Here is a 15,888-nt window from a genome sequence, read left to right as displayed (position 1 = left end):
GTTCAATCGGCAAAATATAACAGAGCAGCCTTCACATGTTAATGAATTCTGCTCTGCCCAATGATTTATTCTGCTTTTGTTTATGTATCGGCTTAGCTTTCAGCCAACTGCTTATTTAAGAATGGATAGTCGATATAACCTTCTGCTACATCGGTTCCAATCATATTTTCAAACTTCAATTCATTCAGTGGTTCATCTTCCACTAGACGTTCAAAAAGGTCAGGATTGGCAATATAATCCTTACCAAAAGATACAGCTTCCGCTTTGCCTGAGCTCAATAATTCAAGCGCATCTTCACGACTTAAACGCATATTGGCAATATACGGCACACCATTTGAACGTGCTTTCATTTCCAGGCTGATACTGTCTTCCGCCAAGTATTCACGGGTAAAGAAGAAGGCAATTTTACGTTTACCCAGTTCTTCCAGTGCATAACCAAAGGTTTCTTTCGCATTGGCATCGCCCATATCATGCTCATCGCCACGTGGCGCCAAATGCACACCGACACGACCTGCACCCCAGACCTCAATCAAGGCGTCAACTACTTCCAGCAAGAAACGTGCACGGTTTTCAACAGAACCACCATAAAGATCGGTACGTTTATTGGTTGAACTTTGCAAGAATTGGTCAATCAGATAACCATTGGCAGCATGCAGTTCCACACCGTCAAAACCAGCAGCTTTGGCACAAATCGCAGACTGTTTATATTGCTCGGTAATGCTCTGAATTTCTGAAATTTCCAGTGGACGTGGCACCACAAATTCACGCTTTGGACGCAGTAAGCTGACATAACCGGCCTGTTTGACATCACTGGCAGAAACAGGCGTTTCACCGTTTAATAAATCAGGATGGGATACACGCCCCACATGCCACAATTGCGCCACGATTAAACCGTCTTTGGCATGCACAGCATCAGTAACCAGCTTCCAGCCTTCTACTTGCGCATCGCTAAATAAGCCCGGAGTTTTTTCATAGCCATTGGCTTCTTCAGAAATTACCGTTGCTTCTGAAATAATTAAACCTGCGCTAGCACGTTGCGCATAGTATTCGGCCATCATCGCGGTCGGTACACGGTCAATTGTGGCACGGCTACGCGTTAATGGTGCCATCACCACGCGGTTTTTAAGTTTAAGCTCACCAAATTGAATCGGTGTTGAAAAATCTGTCATCAAGCAATCCTCTTACAGCTTTCTTGGACTGATTTAGTCTAAAGCGCATGCTGTAAATGTTGTAAAAATTCTTGGATCAGTGCTTCATTACGCGAGAAATAAGACCATTGTCCATATTTGGTCACATGAATCAGCCCTGCCTGTTGCAGAACCGATAAATGATTGGACATGGTCGATTGAGAGATATCGGCAATTTTTTCCATCTGCCCTGCGCACACGCCACGACTAAAATCATTTCCACACTCATCAGCGGAAATGTAGCGCTCAGGTTCTTTTAAACATTGCAGAATCTGACGTCTAATCGGGTTGGCTAAGGCTTTATAAATCGCTTCTGTGTCCATCTCATTTCACTCATGTCATGATCAGCACCTTACCTAGAATCATTATATCTATTTTTTACGATATTAATATCGATATTTTTCGATACAATGATTCATTTTGTAAACTGCTGAAATTTTGTACAACTTTACTCTATTCTAACATTGTCTGATTATTGAGTTTGATTAACTCGAATAACCAAATTTTAAAGCTAAAAAAACAGAGGACTCGCCTCTGTTTTTTTAGCAATAAACTTATAAACCTTGTTTTAAACTGGCTTCGATAAATTTATCCAAATCGCCATCCAGTACTGCACCAGTGTTCGAGCTTTCCACACCAGTACGCAAATCTTTAATGCGTGAATCATCCAGTACATATGAGCGAATCTGGCTGCCCCAACCGATATCAGACTTGGTATCTTCCAGTGCTTTTGCAGCATCATTACGAATTTGCATTTCACGTTCATACAATTTTGCACGTAACTGTTTCCATGCATGGTCACGGTTGGCGTGTTGTGAACGCTGGTTCTGACAAGCCACCACAATACCTGTTGGCGCATGGGTTAAACGTACCGCAGAATCGGTTTTGTTAATATGCTGACCACCGGCACCCGATGCACGATACGTATCGGTACGAACATCTGCAGGATTGATATCAATTTCAATGTTGTCATCGACTTCAGGCGACACAAACACCGCAGAGAATGAAGTATGACGACGGTTACCCGAGTCAAATGGCGATTTACGCACTAAACGGTGTACACCTGATTCGGTACGTAACCAACCATAGGCATACTCGCCTTCTACACGAATGGTTGCCGATTTAATACCCGCAACATCACCGTCCGATTCTTCCATCAATTCTGCTTTAAAGCCGTGACGTTCAATCCAGCGCATATACATACGAAGCAACATGGATGCCCAGTCTTGTGCTTCTGTACCCCCCGAACCGGCCTGAATTTCCACATAACATGGGTTCGGATCCATCGGATTACTGAACATACGACGGAATTCAAGTTTTGCCAGTTCCGATTCAGACGCATCTAATTCTGCCTGTACATCTTCAAGCAAGCTTTCGTCATCTGCTTCAACGGCTAAATCAAGTAACGCCTGCGCGTCTTCAAGCTGCGTTGATAAACCTTCAAGCACATTTAATACGTTTTCAAGCTCGCCTTTTTCTTTGGCCATCGCTTGCGCACGACTTTGGTCATTCCAAATCGCTGGATCTTCTAACTCGCGGAGAACCTCTTCTAAACGCTCTTTTTTCAGATCGTAGTCAAAGATACCCCCGTAGTGTTTGACCACGTTCGTTTAAGTCTTTTAGCTGTAATAGATAGGGATTAATTTCCACGATATTCTCTCAAACAAAATTTAAGTTTAAATAGCCGGCAATTATATCACAGAGCATGGATGCAATTTTAGAGGGCATAGGTGCAATAACAGTTGACCAAAATGTCTTTTTTATAAACAATGTGCATGTTTTTTAAGCATTATTACAATTTTTTAACAACAATAACCTTTGGGGATTTTATGAAACGCACTCTATTAGCGCTTGGTCTTGCTGCAATTGCTTCTTCAAGTTTTGCTTATAATGCTCAATTAGATGGTGGTTTTACTTACACGGATCATGATGATAATTTTACCGATACAGACAATCAGTTTGAGCTAAAAGGCACTTTTTACTTCAATCCTGTTGCTACTAAAAATGCACCTCTTAATGAAGCCGCATTTTTAGGTCATAACAGCAATGCTTATCTTGGCTACACCTATAACTACGTAGAAAGCAAACCGATTTTAGCTACAAAATTTGAAGCTGACTTACATACAATTTATGGTGGAATCGAGTATTTTGTTGAGCAATTCTACTTAAATGGTGAATTAGGTTTTGGTCAGAGTGAAATCAAAGTGACCTCTCCTGTGGGGAGTGAGACTAACGATTCTGATGTTACAACTTATCGTGCATTAGCCGGTTATATGCCTTTATCCAACCTATTATTAGCTGCAGGTATTGATGGCTATCAAGGTGATGGTGACTTGGAAGACAACCGCTTCGCAGTACGTGCAAAATACGTAGCGCCTATGGGCCAAGGTCAGTTTTTGAATGTAGAAGCTGACGGCGCATTTGGCGATGAAGATGAAGTGACCATTGCTGCAGACTACTATTTCGACCAAGCTTTTAGCTTAGGCGCGGCTTATAATATTGAAGATGATGGCGAAGACGATGTTGATTTTTTCTCCATTCGTTCTAAATATTTCATTAATTCTAACTTTGCAGTGGGTGGAGAAGTTGGTTTTGGTGATGATGTTCAAGCATTCAATATCAATGCAACTTATCGTTTTTAATTGAAAAACAAGCACTAAAATGAATACTAAAAAGCACGCTCAATTGAGGGTGTTTTTTTATTGTTAACTCATTATTATGTTACAAAATACTTAAAATTTTATTAAAAATTCACATAAATCCATAAACTCTCCATAATTTTAATAAAACAAAACATTTTAATATTTATATAATTTACAATAACTTAAAATTATTCACTTACACAAAATTACGTTAGAAACATTTCTATAACTCTGCAATGATTGACCTACCTCAAATTTAATCTAGACTAAAAGTTGTAACAAAAAATGTATTAATTTTAACCATAAATTTGAGGGGTAGTATCCATGAAAAAATTAGCCATTGCTTCAGCACTTCTTTCTGCTCTAGCAGTAACAGGTACAGCAAATGCATACCAAGCCGAAGTAGGCGCAGCAGCCGCTTACGTTGATCCAGATAATGGTGGTTCAGGTAGTGCTTTTGGTGTAGATGGTACTTATTACTTCAACCCCGTTCAAACTCGTAATGCCCCACTTGCAGAAGCAGCATTCCTTGACCGTGCAAGTAACGTCAATGTCCAAGCAACTTTTGCTGATCGTGGTGATTTAGATAGCAACACTTATGGTATAGGTGCAGAGGTTTTCGTACCAAATTCTGACTTTTATTTAAGCGGTAACATCAGTCAAAATGAAACAGAACGTTTCAATGTACTGGGTCAAAAATATGACTTTGATACCACTTACTATGCCGCTGAAGTCGGTTACCTTCCAGCTCCTGGCCTATTGATTGCCGCTGGTCTTAAAGGTTATGACAACGACAATGATGATGGCGTAGATCCAACATTACGTGCCAAATATGTAACTACCTTAAGTAATGGTAAAGACATCAACCTAGAAGCTGGTGCTGCATTTGGTGATCTAGATGAATACAATCTTGCTGCAGATTACTTTATTGATAAAACACTCAGTGTTGGTGCTGACTACCACAACAATGACTTAACTGATCAAAGTGAATTTGGCATTAATGCACGTAAATTCATTAACCAGCAGGTCAGCCTTGAAGGTCGTGTAGGTTTTGGTGAAGTTGGTAACAATGACTACAACTCGTTTGGTGTAGCTGCGAAATATCGCTTCTAATCACTTCTTAAACCATTTTCATAAAATGGCCCATCTTCGGATGGGCCATTTTTTTGCTCTAAAATAAAGCATTTAGGTATTTTTTGCACATTGACGGGGCGAATATAAACTGTACAATTTGTTACAACTATTCATGAATCAGTCATATTTTTATAACAAAGAGAGAAATCTAAATGCTTAAAAAACTTGCTCTTGCTACAGCACTTCTTACCAGCCTAGGGACTGCACATGCTTACCAAGCCGAAATTAATGCTGCGTATGAAAATACTGATATTGATGATACTGATGGCGTTGATACATATGCGATTGGGGGAAAGTATTATTTAAATGGTGTTCAAGTTAAAAATGCTCCTCTTGCTGAAGCTGCTTTTTTAGGTAAAGCAAGTAATATCGGTTTGGCTTATGCCAATGCGAGCACTGATGAAGAGGGCTATGAACTTGAAATTGATACGGTGGGTATCAATGGTGAATTCTTTATTCCAAATTCGCAATTCTATGTTGCTGGTAGCTTGAATCGTGCAGAAATCACTATTGAAGATGATTTCATCAAAGCATCAGATGATAATACGGGTTATGCAATTGAAGCAGGTTACTTACCAATCAATGGCTTGCTTTTAGCTGCGGGTGTTTCAAAAGAAAACATCGATGCACATCAAGTCGGTAAAAAAGGTTTTATCAATACTTATAGTGCTGCTTCTGCATTAGCAGATGATACTGCTCTTACCCTACGTGCTAAATATGTAACTTTAGTTGGCAACCACTATGCTAACTTTGAAGCATCAACTGCATTCGGTGATGAAACAACTTATGGCGTAGCTGCTGATCTTTATATTGACCCAACTTTAAGCGTTGGTGTATCAGTTAATGATGCAACTTTAGATGATTTTGATACTGTATTCTCAGTTCGTGCTCAAAAATTCTTTACTCCAGCAATTGCTGCAGGCCTTAATTACACCACAACTGATGGTGCAGATTCTTTTGGAATCAACGGTACTTTCCGCTTCTAATATAAAATTAAAAACTAAAACCGCTCAACTGAGCGGTTTTTTATTGTTCTAAATGCATGACACGCAGTTGTAAACTCACCTTGCCATTAAACTCATTTTTATCGAGTTCATACACCAATCGGACACTATCGTGCATAGCATCAAACTCGAATTTTTCACGGGCATTAAAGGCAACCGCTTCCACAATTTGACCATTTTCCAAAGCCAAACGCAGTTTTAAATGGATTTCTTTCAACCAGCGATAATCTAAAATTTTGAATACACCTTCAAAAATCGGCGATGGAAATTTTTGTCCCCATGGGGTTAGATTTTGCAGCAGATCGACTGTATCAATTTGAAAAATTGCCGTCGGCAATTCACCATCCGTCCATAAAGTGGCATGAAACAGTGATTCATCCATAGTCGAGATCAGTTGCTCAAAAGCCTGTTTAAATTCTTCAAAATGCTGTTTCTGTATGGTTAAACCAGCTGCCGCGGCATGTCCACCAAAGTGACTGACCAAATGCGGATGTTGTTCTGCAATTAGTTCAATCGCATCTCGAATATGCACGCCTTCTATTGAACGTGCAGAACCTTTAATATGAATGCCGTCATCATCTGCCGCAAAAACGATGCTCGGACGATGAAACTGTTCTTTCAGACGACCTGCAACAATGCCAATCACACCTTGATGCCAATGCGGTTCAAATAAAATTAAAGCTGCAGGTAAATCTGCCTGATCCAATTGCAAGCTTGCTAATTCAGACAAAGCCTCTTGCTTCATCTGTGCTTCAACTTGGCGACGTTCAACATTTAACTGATTCAACTGCTGTGCCAATGGATAGGCAGTTTGCATATCGGTCGCCATGAGACATTCAATACCAATGTCCATGGTTTCCATACGCCCAGCCGCATTAATTCGAGGACCAAGCACAAAGCCTAAATCTTGGGCTTTGTGTTGAGACGGTTCTCGTCCTGCAATATCGAGTAAAGCACTAATCCCTGCACGACATTGATTTTGCTGAATCCGTTTAACCCCGGCATCCACCAAGATCCGGTTGTTATAATCCAGACTTGCAACGTCTGCATAAGTACCCAGTGCAACCAGGTCTAAATACTGTGCCACCTTGGAAGTCGATTTTCCTGATTTACTTCGGTGACTTGACAGGTTGGCAAGCAAGTAAAATGCAACGCCCACCCCTGCCAAGGCCTTACTTGAAAAATCGCAACCCAATTGATTCGGATTGACAACAGCTTCGGCTGTAGGTGTTTCCTTGGTGGTTAGATGATGATCGGTAATAATCACCTGCATGCCATATGCTTGGGCTTGTTCAACCCCAGCATGACTGGAAATACCATTATCGACCGTAATCAGCAGGTCTGGCTGATAGCGAGTAAATGCCAAATCTGCAATTTTAGGTGTTAAACCATAGCCATATTTAAAACGGTCAGGAACCAAATATTCAACATTGGCGCCCATGTCTCGTAAAGCTAACACCATTAATGCAGTACTGGTCGCACCATCTGCATCATAATCGCCAACAATGACTATTTTCTTATTTTCATCAATGGCTTGATCCATAATTTGAATGGCTTGCTCTAAACCTTTCATATTGGGAGCAAGTAAATGCTTCAGTTTAAGTTCGAGTTCTTGTTCGGATTGCACACCACGGCGCGCTAAAATTTGCGCAATAAAGGGCGACACGCCCTGAATATTTTCAGGGCGTGTAATAAAAGGTCGTTGCTGAATCAGTGTTTTTGGCATTTAAGGCATAAGCCGTTGTAATTTCCATGTACCGTCGATTTTTTCATAACTTAAACGGTCATGTAAACGGTTTGGACGACCTTGCCAAAATTCGTAATAGTCCGGTACTAAACGGTAGCCACCCCAGAATTCGGGTTTAGCCAATTCTGTTTTTTCTGCAACCCTATCTTGTAAGGCCTGGAAACGCGTTTGCAATTCTTCACGACTGGCAATGAAACCACTTTGTGGGGTACTAATATGCGCTGCAATTTGGCTATCACGTGGACGTTTATGATAATAGTCGGTTGATTCTACTAAAGAGATCTTTTCAACTTTACCACTCACGCGAATTTGACGTTCCAATTCAGGCCAATAGAACAGCAGTTCCGCATATGGATTGGCAATTAAATCCAAGCCTTTCTGACTGTCATAATTACTGTAAAAGTCATAACCCGCTTCAGTTGCGCCACGCAATAATACGGTACGTACATGTGGACGACCTTGCGCATTTGCCGTTGCCAAATACATGGCATAGGGTTCATGCAATTTCGCTTCTAAAGATGCGTTAAACCACGTTAGGAACTGCACATGTGGATTTTCATCCACGTGAGCTTCATGTAATTCACCTTTTTGGTAACTTAAGCGAAGTTCGCTCAAATCTTTAATCACATCATTCATATTGTTACCTTAAGCAGCATGGGTACGAACAGCATCTGCAAGATGGTTGGCTAAATCTGTTACTTCCTGAAGATCCTCACCTTCCACCATTACACGAATGACAGGTTCAGTTCCTGATTTACGAATCAGTAAACGACCCCGACCTTTGAGTTGTTGTTCAGCTTTTTCAAATTCTGTCGCCAGTGCAGGCACAGCATAGGGATCAAACATTGCCTCTAAACGAACATTCACCAGTACATTTGGCAATAAATGGAAGTCTGCAACCAATTCATGCAGGGCTTTTTTCTGTTCAACCATGACAGTCAACACTTGCAAGGCTGCAATAATCGCATCGCCTGTGGTGCTCTTGTCTAAAGTCAGAATATGTCCCGATGGTTCACCGCCAATCACCCAGCCATTTTCATCCAGTGCTTGCAATACATAACGGTCACCTACACTGGCACGTACAAATGGAACTTGCGCTTTTTCGAGTGCCAATTCAAGTGCCATATTGCTCATTACGGTACCGACAATCCCTGCAGGCTTATGGTTCGCTTGTGTAGCAAGAATATAAAGGATGTTATCGCCATCCACCAACTGACCATATTTATCCACCAAAACTACGCGGTCGGCATCACCATCAAAGGCAATACCTAAGTCAGCATGATGTTCAAGCACCGCTTTTTGCAGGCTTTCAGGATGGGTTGAACCACAGTCTTTATTGATATTTAAACCATCTGGTTCGTTATACAGTGCAACAACTTTGGCGCCCAATTCCTTAAATACCGAAGGACCCACGTTATACGCAGCACCATTAGCGCAGTCCACCACAATCTTTAAATTACTTAAGTCAAAATGGTATGGGAAAGTTGATTTACAAAACTCGATATAACGACCGTTGGCATCTTTCACACGAACGCTTTTACCCAGGTTTGCGGTATCTTCAATTTTCAATTCTTTTTCAAGTTCTTGATTAATCGCTTCTTGAACTTCATCTGGCAATTTTTTACCTTCGCTTGAGAAGAACTTAATCCCATTATCAAAATAAGGGTTATGCGAAGCTGAAATCACAATGCCTAAACTGGCATGCATTGCACGAGTTAAATGTGCAATAGCAGGTGTTGGCAATGGACCCAATAAATGAACATAAACACCGGCAGCATTTAAACCTGCTTGTAGAGCGGATTCTAAAATATAGCCAGATAAACGAGTATCTTTACCCATAACAACGATGGGTTTTTTCTTATTACTCATCTGTTTTAAAACTTTACCTGCTGCAAAGCCTAACTTGAGCGCAAATTCAGGTGTAATTGGAAGTTCCCCAAACTTTCCACGAATACCATCTGTTCCAAAATAACTCATTTTTTACTCACTTCTTATACATGTGTGATGATATTCATCATCCAATTTTACCCGCAATTACTTTACACCAAAATCAAAAAAGCCGTCATATAAATGACGGCTTTCCATGACGTTGATTACTAAAAATCAACCAATACGGTAGTTTGGCGCTTCTTTAGTGATAGTCACATCATGCACATGCGATTCAGACATACCGGCTGAAGTGATTTTTACGAACTTCGCATTTTGACGAAGATCTTCAATCACTGCTGAACCAGTGTAGCCCATAGATGAACGTAAACCGCCCATCATTTGATGCACGATATTGCCCATAGGACCTTTGTAAGGTACGCGACCTTCAATGCCTTCTGGTACCAGTTTTTCAGCACCCGCTTTAGAGTCCTGGAAATAACGGTCGGCAGAACCAGTCGCACCCGCCATTGCACCCAATGAACCCATACCGCGGTATGCTTTGTAGTAACGACCCTGGAAGAATTCAACTTCGCCTGGTGCTTCTTCAGTACCTGCAAGCAGTGAACCGACCATGATCGTGCTCGCACCTGCACCAATGGCTTTTGCCATATCGCCAGAGAAGCGAATACCACCATCTGCGATCAATGGAATCTGTTCTTTCAATGCATTGGCAACGCTGTCAATTGCAGAGATTTGCGGCATACCAATACCAGCAACAATACGCGTCGTACAGATTGAACCAGGACCAATACCGACCTTAACCGCGTCCGCACCTGCATCAAGTAAAGCCAATGCAGCATCGCCAGTTGCAATATTACCGCCAATCACTTGAACTTGTGGATAGTTGGCTTTAACCCAACGAACACGTTCAATTACACCCGCAGAGTGACCGTGTGCAGTATCCACCACAATCGCATCCACACCTGCTTCAACCAATGCTTCAACACGTGCAGGTGTTTCTATACCTGTACCCACTGCAGCACCAACACGTAAACGACCGAGGTCATCTTTACAGCTATTTGGATAAAGCTCTGCTTTACGGAAATCAGTTACCGTAATTAAGCCTTTTAATTCGTTGTTATCACCAACAACCAATACTTTTTCAATACGGTTTTTTTGTAATAAGGCTTGGATATTTTCTTTAGATTCGTTTTCACGAACAGTCACCAAGCGGTCTTGACCAGTCATGATGTTGCTAACTGGCTGCTCTAAATTGGTTACGAAACGTGTATCACGACCCGTCACAATACCGACCACTTTACCATCTTTAACAACAGGTACACCGCTGATATTGTTGGCTTGAGTAATCGCAATCAATTCACGAACGGTTGTTTCTGGAGTCACAGTGATAGGATCTTTCACCATCCCTGCTTCGAATTTTTTCACACGACGTACTTCAGCTGCTTGAGCAGAAATATCCATGTTTTTATGCAGGATGCCGATACCACCGTTTTGCGCCATCGCAATTGCCATACGTGATTCTGTCACAGTATCCATTGCAGCTGAAACAAGGGGAATATTCAAATTAATGCCACGAGTAAGGCGTGTCTTTAACGAGACATCTTTTGGGAGAACAGTTGAGTAGGCAGGGAGTAATAAGACATCATCGAAGGTTAGCGCTTCTTGAACGATGGTCAACATAACAGTCTCACTGGTAATTTCCGTGCGCCATTATAAACAAAAAAAACAGTTTTATTCATGCTAATTTCAAACAGCAATGCAAAATAAATTTACATTGCTGCAGATTTACGAGGTTTTTTTGTTCAAAAACAGCAACTCTGCTGCATTATGATGTTTAAGGTTTAATTTTATCTACTGTTAAACGACCTGATCAAAATCATCATCATTGATCGGTTGTGCTGTTTCGATGGGTATAAACGGAATCATATTGTATGCACGGCGGGCTTTATTACATTGCTCATCGGCAATTTGCACTTCTTTGCAGCTGGAACTGCGCACTGTATAAATTGCACAACTGACCTGTTCACCAATTTTCCCCTCGAGCGCTACACAATAAGGCTGTGTCTGATTGGTGCCTTGCATACATGAATATACCGCAGTGAGCGGTTCAGTATACTGCTCGGGCATGGGAATGCCTTCCGCCCAATAGAATGAAACCCGGAAATGAGCACAACATGCTCCACAACTCAAACACGCATCCTGCGTAGCAACTTGAGACAACATTTTTTAAATTCTCGTTATCAAGGGTTTAATTTTTAGAGAGAAATCTTAAAAAATGTTACTTTTATATGCAAGAAAAATCAGTAACCGCCAGAGATATTATTCTGGGCAGGTAAATACCGTTTCATCCATCAAGTCGATACCGCACTGTAAAGTTTCAATCCAATCCAGGAACTGGTTAATCTGCTCTTTACCGATAAAAGGTGTGCCGTGCTGTGGCACGATCATTTCAATATCCATGGTGCGAACCATATTCACCCAAAGACGAATCACTTTATTTGAACACATATAGCGTTGATGAAAGCTTTTCATCTTGGGAATATGCGCTGCAAAATTTTCCAGTGGTTTAGAAGCATCATCAACCATCGATGCGCCCATATCACCTGAAAACAGGATTTTTGCAATCGGATCGTAAAACTGGAAATTACCCACCGAATGCAGGAAATGGGCAGGAACAACAATAATACGTGATTCGCCTAAAGGAATAATCCCACCGTGGTCTGGCAATTCAATCAAGCGTTCCAACCATCCACCTTTCATTCGATCACTCATAAATGCAGAGTTCAAATGCGGCAAGAAACGTGCCCAAAGTTTAGAAGCCACCACTTTGGCTTCGGTATACACCAACCAACGTGGCATAGAAGTAATAATGTCGGGGTCTTGGTGTGAGGCCATCACATAATCGAGATTGGTCAGGCGGGTATATTTATTCAGTTCCATGGTCAGTGGAACATAGGTTAAATCGCCGCCTGGATCCAGCACTGCGGCACGTTCATTATCTAAAATTAGAAATTGGTTGGCTTGTACACCTTCACCTTTGACCAGACTGGTAAAGCTAATACATTTATGTGTGCCATTATCAAATAACACTTGTGATGTAGTGCGATCAAATGCCATAACCCATTCCCCAAAATATCGTTGTAAAAGTGCATTTTTATGCCATACAACATATAGGGAATTATGGTGGTTTACAACAAACATGCATTGAAATATAGTCAGATTTATCAGTAAATTGTGATACGTTTTGCAATAAAAAATCCCGACTAAAATGCCAGGATTTTTTTCACTACGATTCAACTTTAGAAGAAATAATGTTGTACCAAGGTTGCAACCCCAATAATCAAGAAAATGCTTGCACCAATCTTATGAATCAGTGGAATTGGCAATTTATCAGCCAGCTTATTTCCGACAAAGACTGCCGGTGCATTGGCAATCATCATCCCAATTGTGGTACCGATCATCACCCAGAATACACTGTCAAAACGCGCAGCCAGAGCGACGGTTGCCACTTGGGTCTTGTCGCCTATTTCAGCCAGGAAGAACAGTACAAAGGTTGCACCAAACACGCCATATTTTTGCCATTTATTAATATTATCGGTTTCATCTTCCAGTTCGTCTGGAACAAGCATCCACAGTGCCATCGCGATAAAGCCAACCGATACAATCCAAAGCAAGACGTCTGGGCTTAATACCGTGGTAATCCACTGACCGAGCACAGCTGATATACCATGGTTCAACAAAGTCGCCAATAAAATGGCAAGTAGAATAGGAACAGGTTTACGAAAGCGTGCCGCAAGTAAAAGCGCTAATAATTGAGTTTTATCACCCATTTCAGCGAGGGCAACAATAGCGGTAGAGATAAGCAGTTCATGCATGGGATCTTTCTCTGGCTAGCAAAATTTGCCGATGACTTATCGCTCCTGCTAGCCAAAATCTGCAGAGTGATAAATCAAAGGTCTTGCCAACAAAAGAAGCTTAAGAAAAGCTGGTTTGGTTCTTTGCTATGATGACCATGTTCTGTTGAACAATTATGTTGACCATCACCTTTTTACATTGCGTAAAAAGCGGCTACTCCCCAATGAAGTGAGGTAATTTTAATCGCAAAGCAGTTTTTTATCAAATCAATTTACTGCCTGGCTTTTAAGATATCGATTAAAAATAAATAAAATTAAACGATGATGATGAGATAAACCGTATGTTCCCGACATTTTAATGATCCCTGACCATAAAAAACCCTGCCGAAGCAGGGTTTATATTATTCGTAATTGATGACCCGATTAGAGCAACAAAGTACGAATATCAGCTAGAAGCTTGGTCAATTTATGGGTGAAACGTGCAGCGTCAGCACCATTAATCACACGATGGTCATAAGACAATGACAATGGCAACATGAGGCGTGGATCAAAACCTTCACCATTCCATACCGGTTGCATGGTCGCAGGTGAAATACCCAAAATCGCCACTTGAGGCCAGTTCACCAGTGGGGTAAATGCTGTACCGCCAATTGAACCCAGACTGGTAATGGTAAAATTCGCACCTTGCAAATCTTTCGGTGATAATTTTTTCTCACGCGCCTTTTTACTTAACTCACCCAATTCAATCGCAATTTGCTTGATTGATTTTTGGTCCGGGTTACGCAGTACAGGTACGGTCAAGCCATCAGGTGTTGCCACTGCAATCCCCATATGGATTTCATTGCGCAGCAATACTGATTTCTGATCATCAGCCAAATGACCTGCAAAATACGGCTCTTCTTTTAAAAGATGCGCCAAGGCTTTGGCAATGAAAGCCAAAATGGTCAGGCTAATGCCATCTTTCTTAAAGTTGCCTTTCAACTCGCCACGCCACGCTTCAAGCTCGGTAATATCGGCTGCATCAAACTGGGTGACTTGAGGAATGAAGTTATTCAATGACAATTGCGGAACAGAAACCTGTTGCAAGCGTGTCATGGCTTTTTCTTCAGTACCGCCAAAAGCACTAAAATCAGGAAGTTTAGGCAAGCCAGAAACTTGTGCTACCGCTGATGCAACAGGTGCTGCTTGAGGTGTTGTTAAACGTGTTTTCACATACGCAAACACATCTTCTTTCATCAAGCGGTCATGTGCACCAGACGCTTTCACTTGTGACAACACCACACCCAGTTCACGTGCCAATTTACGTACCGCAGGACCAGCGTAGACTTTGGCATTTGCCGCACTTTGCTCTTTGGTCAGCTTATCAGAACCTGAGGCAGTCACTGGAGCTGGTGCTTGTACCGCTGGCGCTGATTTAGCAGGAGCAGCTTCTGGTTTAGCTTCTGTTCTTACAGCGGGTACAGGTGCGGCCTGAGCGGCAGCCTTCACTTCACCTTCAATGGTCACTAAAGCCATGCCTTGGCTGACGCTTTGGCCCAATTCAACGTGAATCGCTTTAATCACACCAGCAGTTGAGCTTGGCACTTCTACCGTAGCTTTATCCGACTCAACCACAATGATGCTTTGATCTGCTTCAACCGCGTCACCGACTTTCACTAAAATTTCAGCAACAGTGGCTTTATCCACACCCAAATCAGGCACGCTAATTTCAATTGCACCGCTTTGAGCCGGAACAGCTTCTGCCACAGGCTCAGATTTCGCTACGGCAGCTTGTACAGTTTCTATTTTTGGAGCTTCAACAGCAGTTTCAGCCTGATTCGCAGCAGCAACTTTCACTTTAATCAGAACCACACCTTCTTTTACGGTGTCACCTTCATGAACTTCAATGCTTTCCACAATACCTGAAACTGAACTGGGTACTTCAACCGTAGCTTTGTCTGATTCAACCACCACAATGCTTTGGTCAACATCGATCGTATCGCCAACACTGACCAAAATTTCACCCACTAGCGCTTTTTCAACGCCAATGTCAGGGACTTGTACTTCAACCACACTCACTGAAGAGGAAGCCTGAGTAGAAGTGTGAGGTTGATGTGACGCCAGTTCCTGCATGATTTCCTGATCAGGCAGTGAGGTCGGGGTATTTTCCGAGGTCTTTTTTGAAGCATCAGCATATTGAATTTCAGTTGCTGCAGTAGAGCCATCTTCTGCTTCAAGCTCGATTAAGGCTACGCCTTCAGTGACATTATCGCCCTGATTAACCAAAATGCTTTTCACCACACCTGCCGAAGTGCTAGGCACTTCAACAGAGGCTTTGTCCGATTCGAGCAATACCAGACTGTCATCAACAGCAACAGTATCGCCCACTTTGACTAAAATTTCCGCAACGGTGGCTTTATCTACACCAATATCAGGAGTCGTAATTTGCAT

14 protein-coding genes and 1 riboswitch are annotated in these 15,888 nt (G+C 41.8%); of the genes, 3 read left to right on the top strand and 11 right to left on the bottom strand.

The features are described from left to right. Positions 1–92 precede the first annotated feature (92 nt). From B9T23_RS08645 to prfB, 3 genes are all read right to left on the bottom strand, one after another. Positions 93–1,169 carry an alkene reductase gene (locus tag B9T23_RS08645; protein ID WP_086193822.1) on the bottom strand — a complete coding sequence of 359 codons (1,077 nt, stop codon included), beginning with the start codon at positions 1,167–1,169 and terminating at the stop codon, positions 93–95. Between the two features lie 38 nt (positions 1,170–1,207). After that, positions 1,208–1,510 (bottom strand): ArsR/SmtB family transcription factor, encoded by a 303-nt coding sequence (locus B9T23_RS08640; RefSeq protein WP_067725473.1) that lies wholly within the window; start codon positions 1,508–1,510, stop codon positions 1,208–1,210. A 231-nt stretch (positions 1,511–1,741) separates the two neighbouring features. Beyond that, a protein-coding gene (gene prfB / locus B9T23_RS08635; RefSeq protein WP_213033034.1) for a peptide chain release factor 2 occupies positions 1,742–2,837 on the bottom strand; the annotation gives its coding sequence in 2 pieces (ribosomal slippage) (positions 1,742–2,764 and positions 2,766–2,837; 1,095 coding nt in all). Positions 2,838–3,016: 179 nt separating this feature from the next. On the opposite strand from prfB, the gene B9T23_RS08630 reads away from it, so the two are divergent. From B9T23_RS08630 to B9T23_RS08620, 3 genes are all read left to right on the top strand, one after another. After that, positions 3,017–3,829, top strand: a complete 813-nt coding sequence (locus B9T23_RS08630) for a putative porin (RefSeq protein ID WP_086193820.1) — start codon at positions 3,017–3,019, stop codon at positions 3,827–3,829. A 324-nt stretch (positions 3,830–4,153) separates the two neighbouring features. Continuing rightward, the gene (locus tag B9T23_RS08625) at positions 4,154–4,942 is read left to right on the top strand and encodes a putative porin (RefSeq protein ID WP_067725471.1); all 789 of its coding nucleotides are present in this window, start codon (positions 4,154–4,156) and stop codon (positions 4,940–4,942) included. Between the two features lie 173 nt (positions 4,943–5,115). Continuing rightward, positions 5,116–5,949, top strand: a complete 834-nt coding sequence (locus tag B9T23_RS08620) for a putative porin (RefSeq protein WP_086193819.1) — start codon at positions 5,116–5,118, stop codon at positions 5,947–5,949. A 40-nt stretch (positions 5,950–5,989) separates the two neighbouring features. Here B9T23_RS08620 and recJ read toward each other — a convergent pair whose 3' ends face one another. The 8 genes from recJ to B9T23_RS08580 form a co-directional block, all read right to left on the bottom strand. Continuing rightward, entirely contained in the window at positions 5,990–7,693 is a 1,704-nt protein-coding gene (gene recJ / locus B9T23_RS08615; protein WP_086193818.1) for a single-stranded-DNA-specific exonuclease RecJ, read from the bottom strand. Continuing rightward, the gene (gene pdxH / locus B9T23_RS08610) at positions 7,694–8,350 is read right to left on the bottom strand and encodes a pyridoxamine 5'-phosphate oxidase (RefSeq protein WP_086193817.1); all 657 of its coding nucleotides are present in this window, start codon (positions 8,348–8,350) and stop codon (positions 7,694–7,696) included. It lies immediately after the preceding gene. Between the two features lie 9 nt (positions 8,351–8,359). Then, positions 8,360–9,691: a phosphoglucosamine mutase gene (glmM, locus tag B9T23_RS08605; protein WP_086193816.1), complete on the bottom strand. Its 1,332-nt coding sequence runs from the start codon at positions 9,689–9,691 to the stop codon at positions 8,360–8,362. Positions 9,692–9,817: 126 nt separating this feature from the next. Continuing rightward, a complete protein-coding gene (gene guaB / locus B9T23_RS08600) occupies positions 9,818–11,284 on the bottom strand; it encodes an IMP dehydrogenase (RefSeq protein WP_086193815.1) in 1,467 nt (488 codons plus the stop codon). A gap of 177 nt (positions 11,285–11,461) precedes the next feature. Next, a complete protein-coding gene (locus B9T23_RS08595; protein WP_086193814.1) occupies positions 11,462–11,827 on the bottom strand; it encodes a YkgJ family cysteine cluster protein in 366 nt (121 codons plus the stop codon). A gap of 96 nt (positions 11,828–11,923) precedes the next feature. After that, positions 11,924–12,721, bottom strand: a complete 798-nt coding sequence (locus B9T23_RS08590; RefSeq protein ID WP_086193813.1) for an oxygen-binding di-iron domain-containing protein — start codon at positions 12,719–12,721, stop codon at positions 11,924–11,926. 182 nt (positions 12,722–12,903) lie between these two features. Beyond that, positions 12,904–13,479 (bottom strand): TMEM165/GDT1 family protein, encoded by a 576-nt coding sequence (locus tag B9T23_RS08585; protein WP_086193812.1) that lies wholly within the window; start codon positions 13,477–13,479, stop codon positions 12,904–12,906. A 72-nt stretch (positions 13,480–13,551) separates the two neighbouring features. Continuing rightward, a riboswitch (yybP-ykoY riboswitch) is annotated at positions 13,552–13,693 on the bottom strand. A 188-nt stretch (positions 13,694–13,881) separates the two neighbouring features. Beyond that, positions 13,882–15,888, bottom strand: coding sequence for a 2-oxo acid dehydrogenase subunit E2 (locus tag B9T23_RS08580; protein WP_086193811.1), 2,007 nt, complete (start codon positions 15,886–15,888; stop codon positions 13,882–13,884).

Source organism: Acinetobacter terrae, from assembly GCF_002135195.1.
In the GTDB taxonomy this organism is placed as follows: Bacteria; Pseudomonadota; Gammaproteobacteria; order Pseudomonadales; family Moraxellaceae; genus Acinetobacter; species Acinetobacter terrae.
The sequence above is the reverse complement of the archived record's forward strand: the minus strand, read 5'-3'. Positions and strand labels throughout refer to the sequence as shown.

Excerpts from the sequence above, each read along its gene's own strand:
- B9T23_RS08645 (WP_086193822.1), bottom strand. The coding sequence starts at position 1,169 with ATGACAGATTTTTCAACACCGATTCAATTTGGTGAGCTTAAACTTAAA.
- B9T23_RS08640 (WP_067725473.1), bottom strand. The coding sequence starts at position 1,510 with ATGGACACAGAAGCGATTTATAAAGCCTTAGCCAACCCGATTAGACGT.
- B9T23_RS08630 (WP_086193820.1), top strand. The coding sequence starts at position 3,017 with ATGAAACGCACTCTATTAGCGCTTGGTCTTGCTGCAATTGCTTCTTCA.
- B9T23_RS08625 (WP_067725471.1), top strand. The coding sequence starts at position 4,154 with ATGAAAAAATTAGCCATTGCTTCAGCACTTCTTTCTGCTCTAGCAGTA.
- B9T23_RS08620 (WP_086193819.1), top strand. The coding sequence starts at position 5,116 with ATGCTTAAAAAACTTGCTCTTGCTACAGCACTTCTTACCAGCCTAGGG.
- recJ (WP_086193818.1), bottom strand. The coding sequence starts at position 7,693 with ATGCCAAAAACACTGATTCAGCAACGACCTTTTATTACACGCCCTGAA.
- pdxH (WP_086193817.1), bottom strand. The coding sequence starts at position 8,350 with ATGAATGATGTGATTAAAGATTTGAGCGAACTTCGCTTAAGTTACCAA.
- glmM (WP_086193816.1), bottom strand. The coding sequence starts at position 9,691 with ATGAGTTATTTTGGAACAGATGGTATTCGTGGAAAGTTTGGGGAACTT.
- guaB (WP_086193815.1), bottom strand. The coding sequence starts at position 11,284 with ATGTTGACCATCGTTCAAGAAGCGCTAACCTTCGATGATGTCTTATTA.
- B9T23_RS08595 (WP_086193814.1), bottom strand. The coding sequence starts at position 11,827 with ATGTTGTCTCAAGTTGCTACGCAGGATGCGTGTTTGAGTTGTGGAGCA.
- B9T23_RS08590 (WP_086193813.1), bottom strand. The coding sequence starts at position 12,721 with ATGGCATTTGATCGCACTACATCACAAGTGTTATTTGATAATGGCACA.
- B9T23_RS08585 (WP_086193812.1), bottom strand. The coding sequence starts at position 13,479 with ATGCATGAACTGCTTATCTCTACCGCTATTGTTGCCCTCGCTGAAATG.
- B9T23_RS08580 (WP_086193811.1), bottom strand. The coding sequence starts at position 15,888 with ATGCAAATTACGACTCCTGATATTGGTGTAGATAAAGCCACCGTTGCG.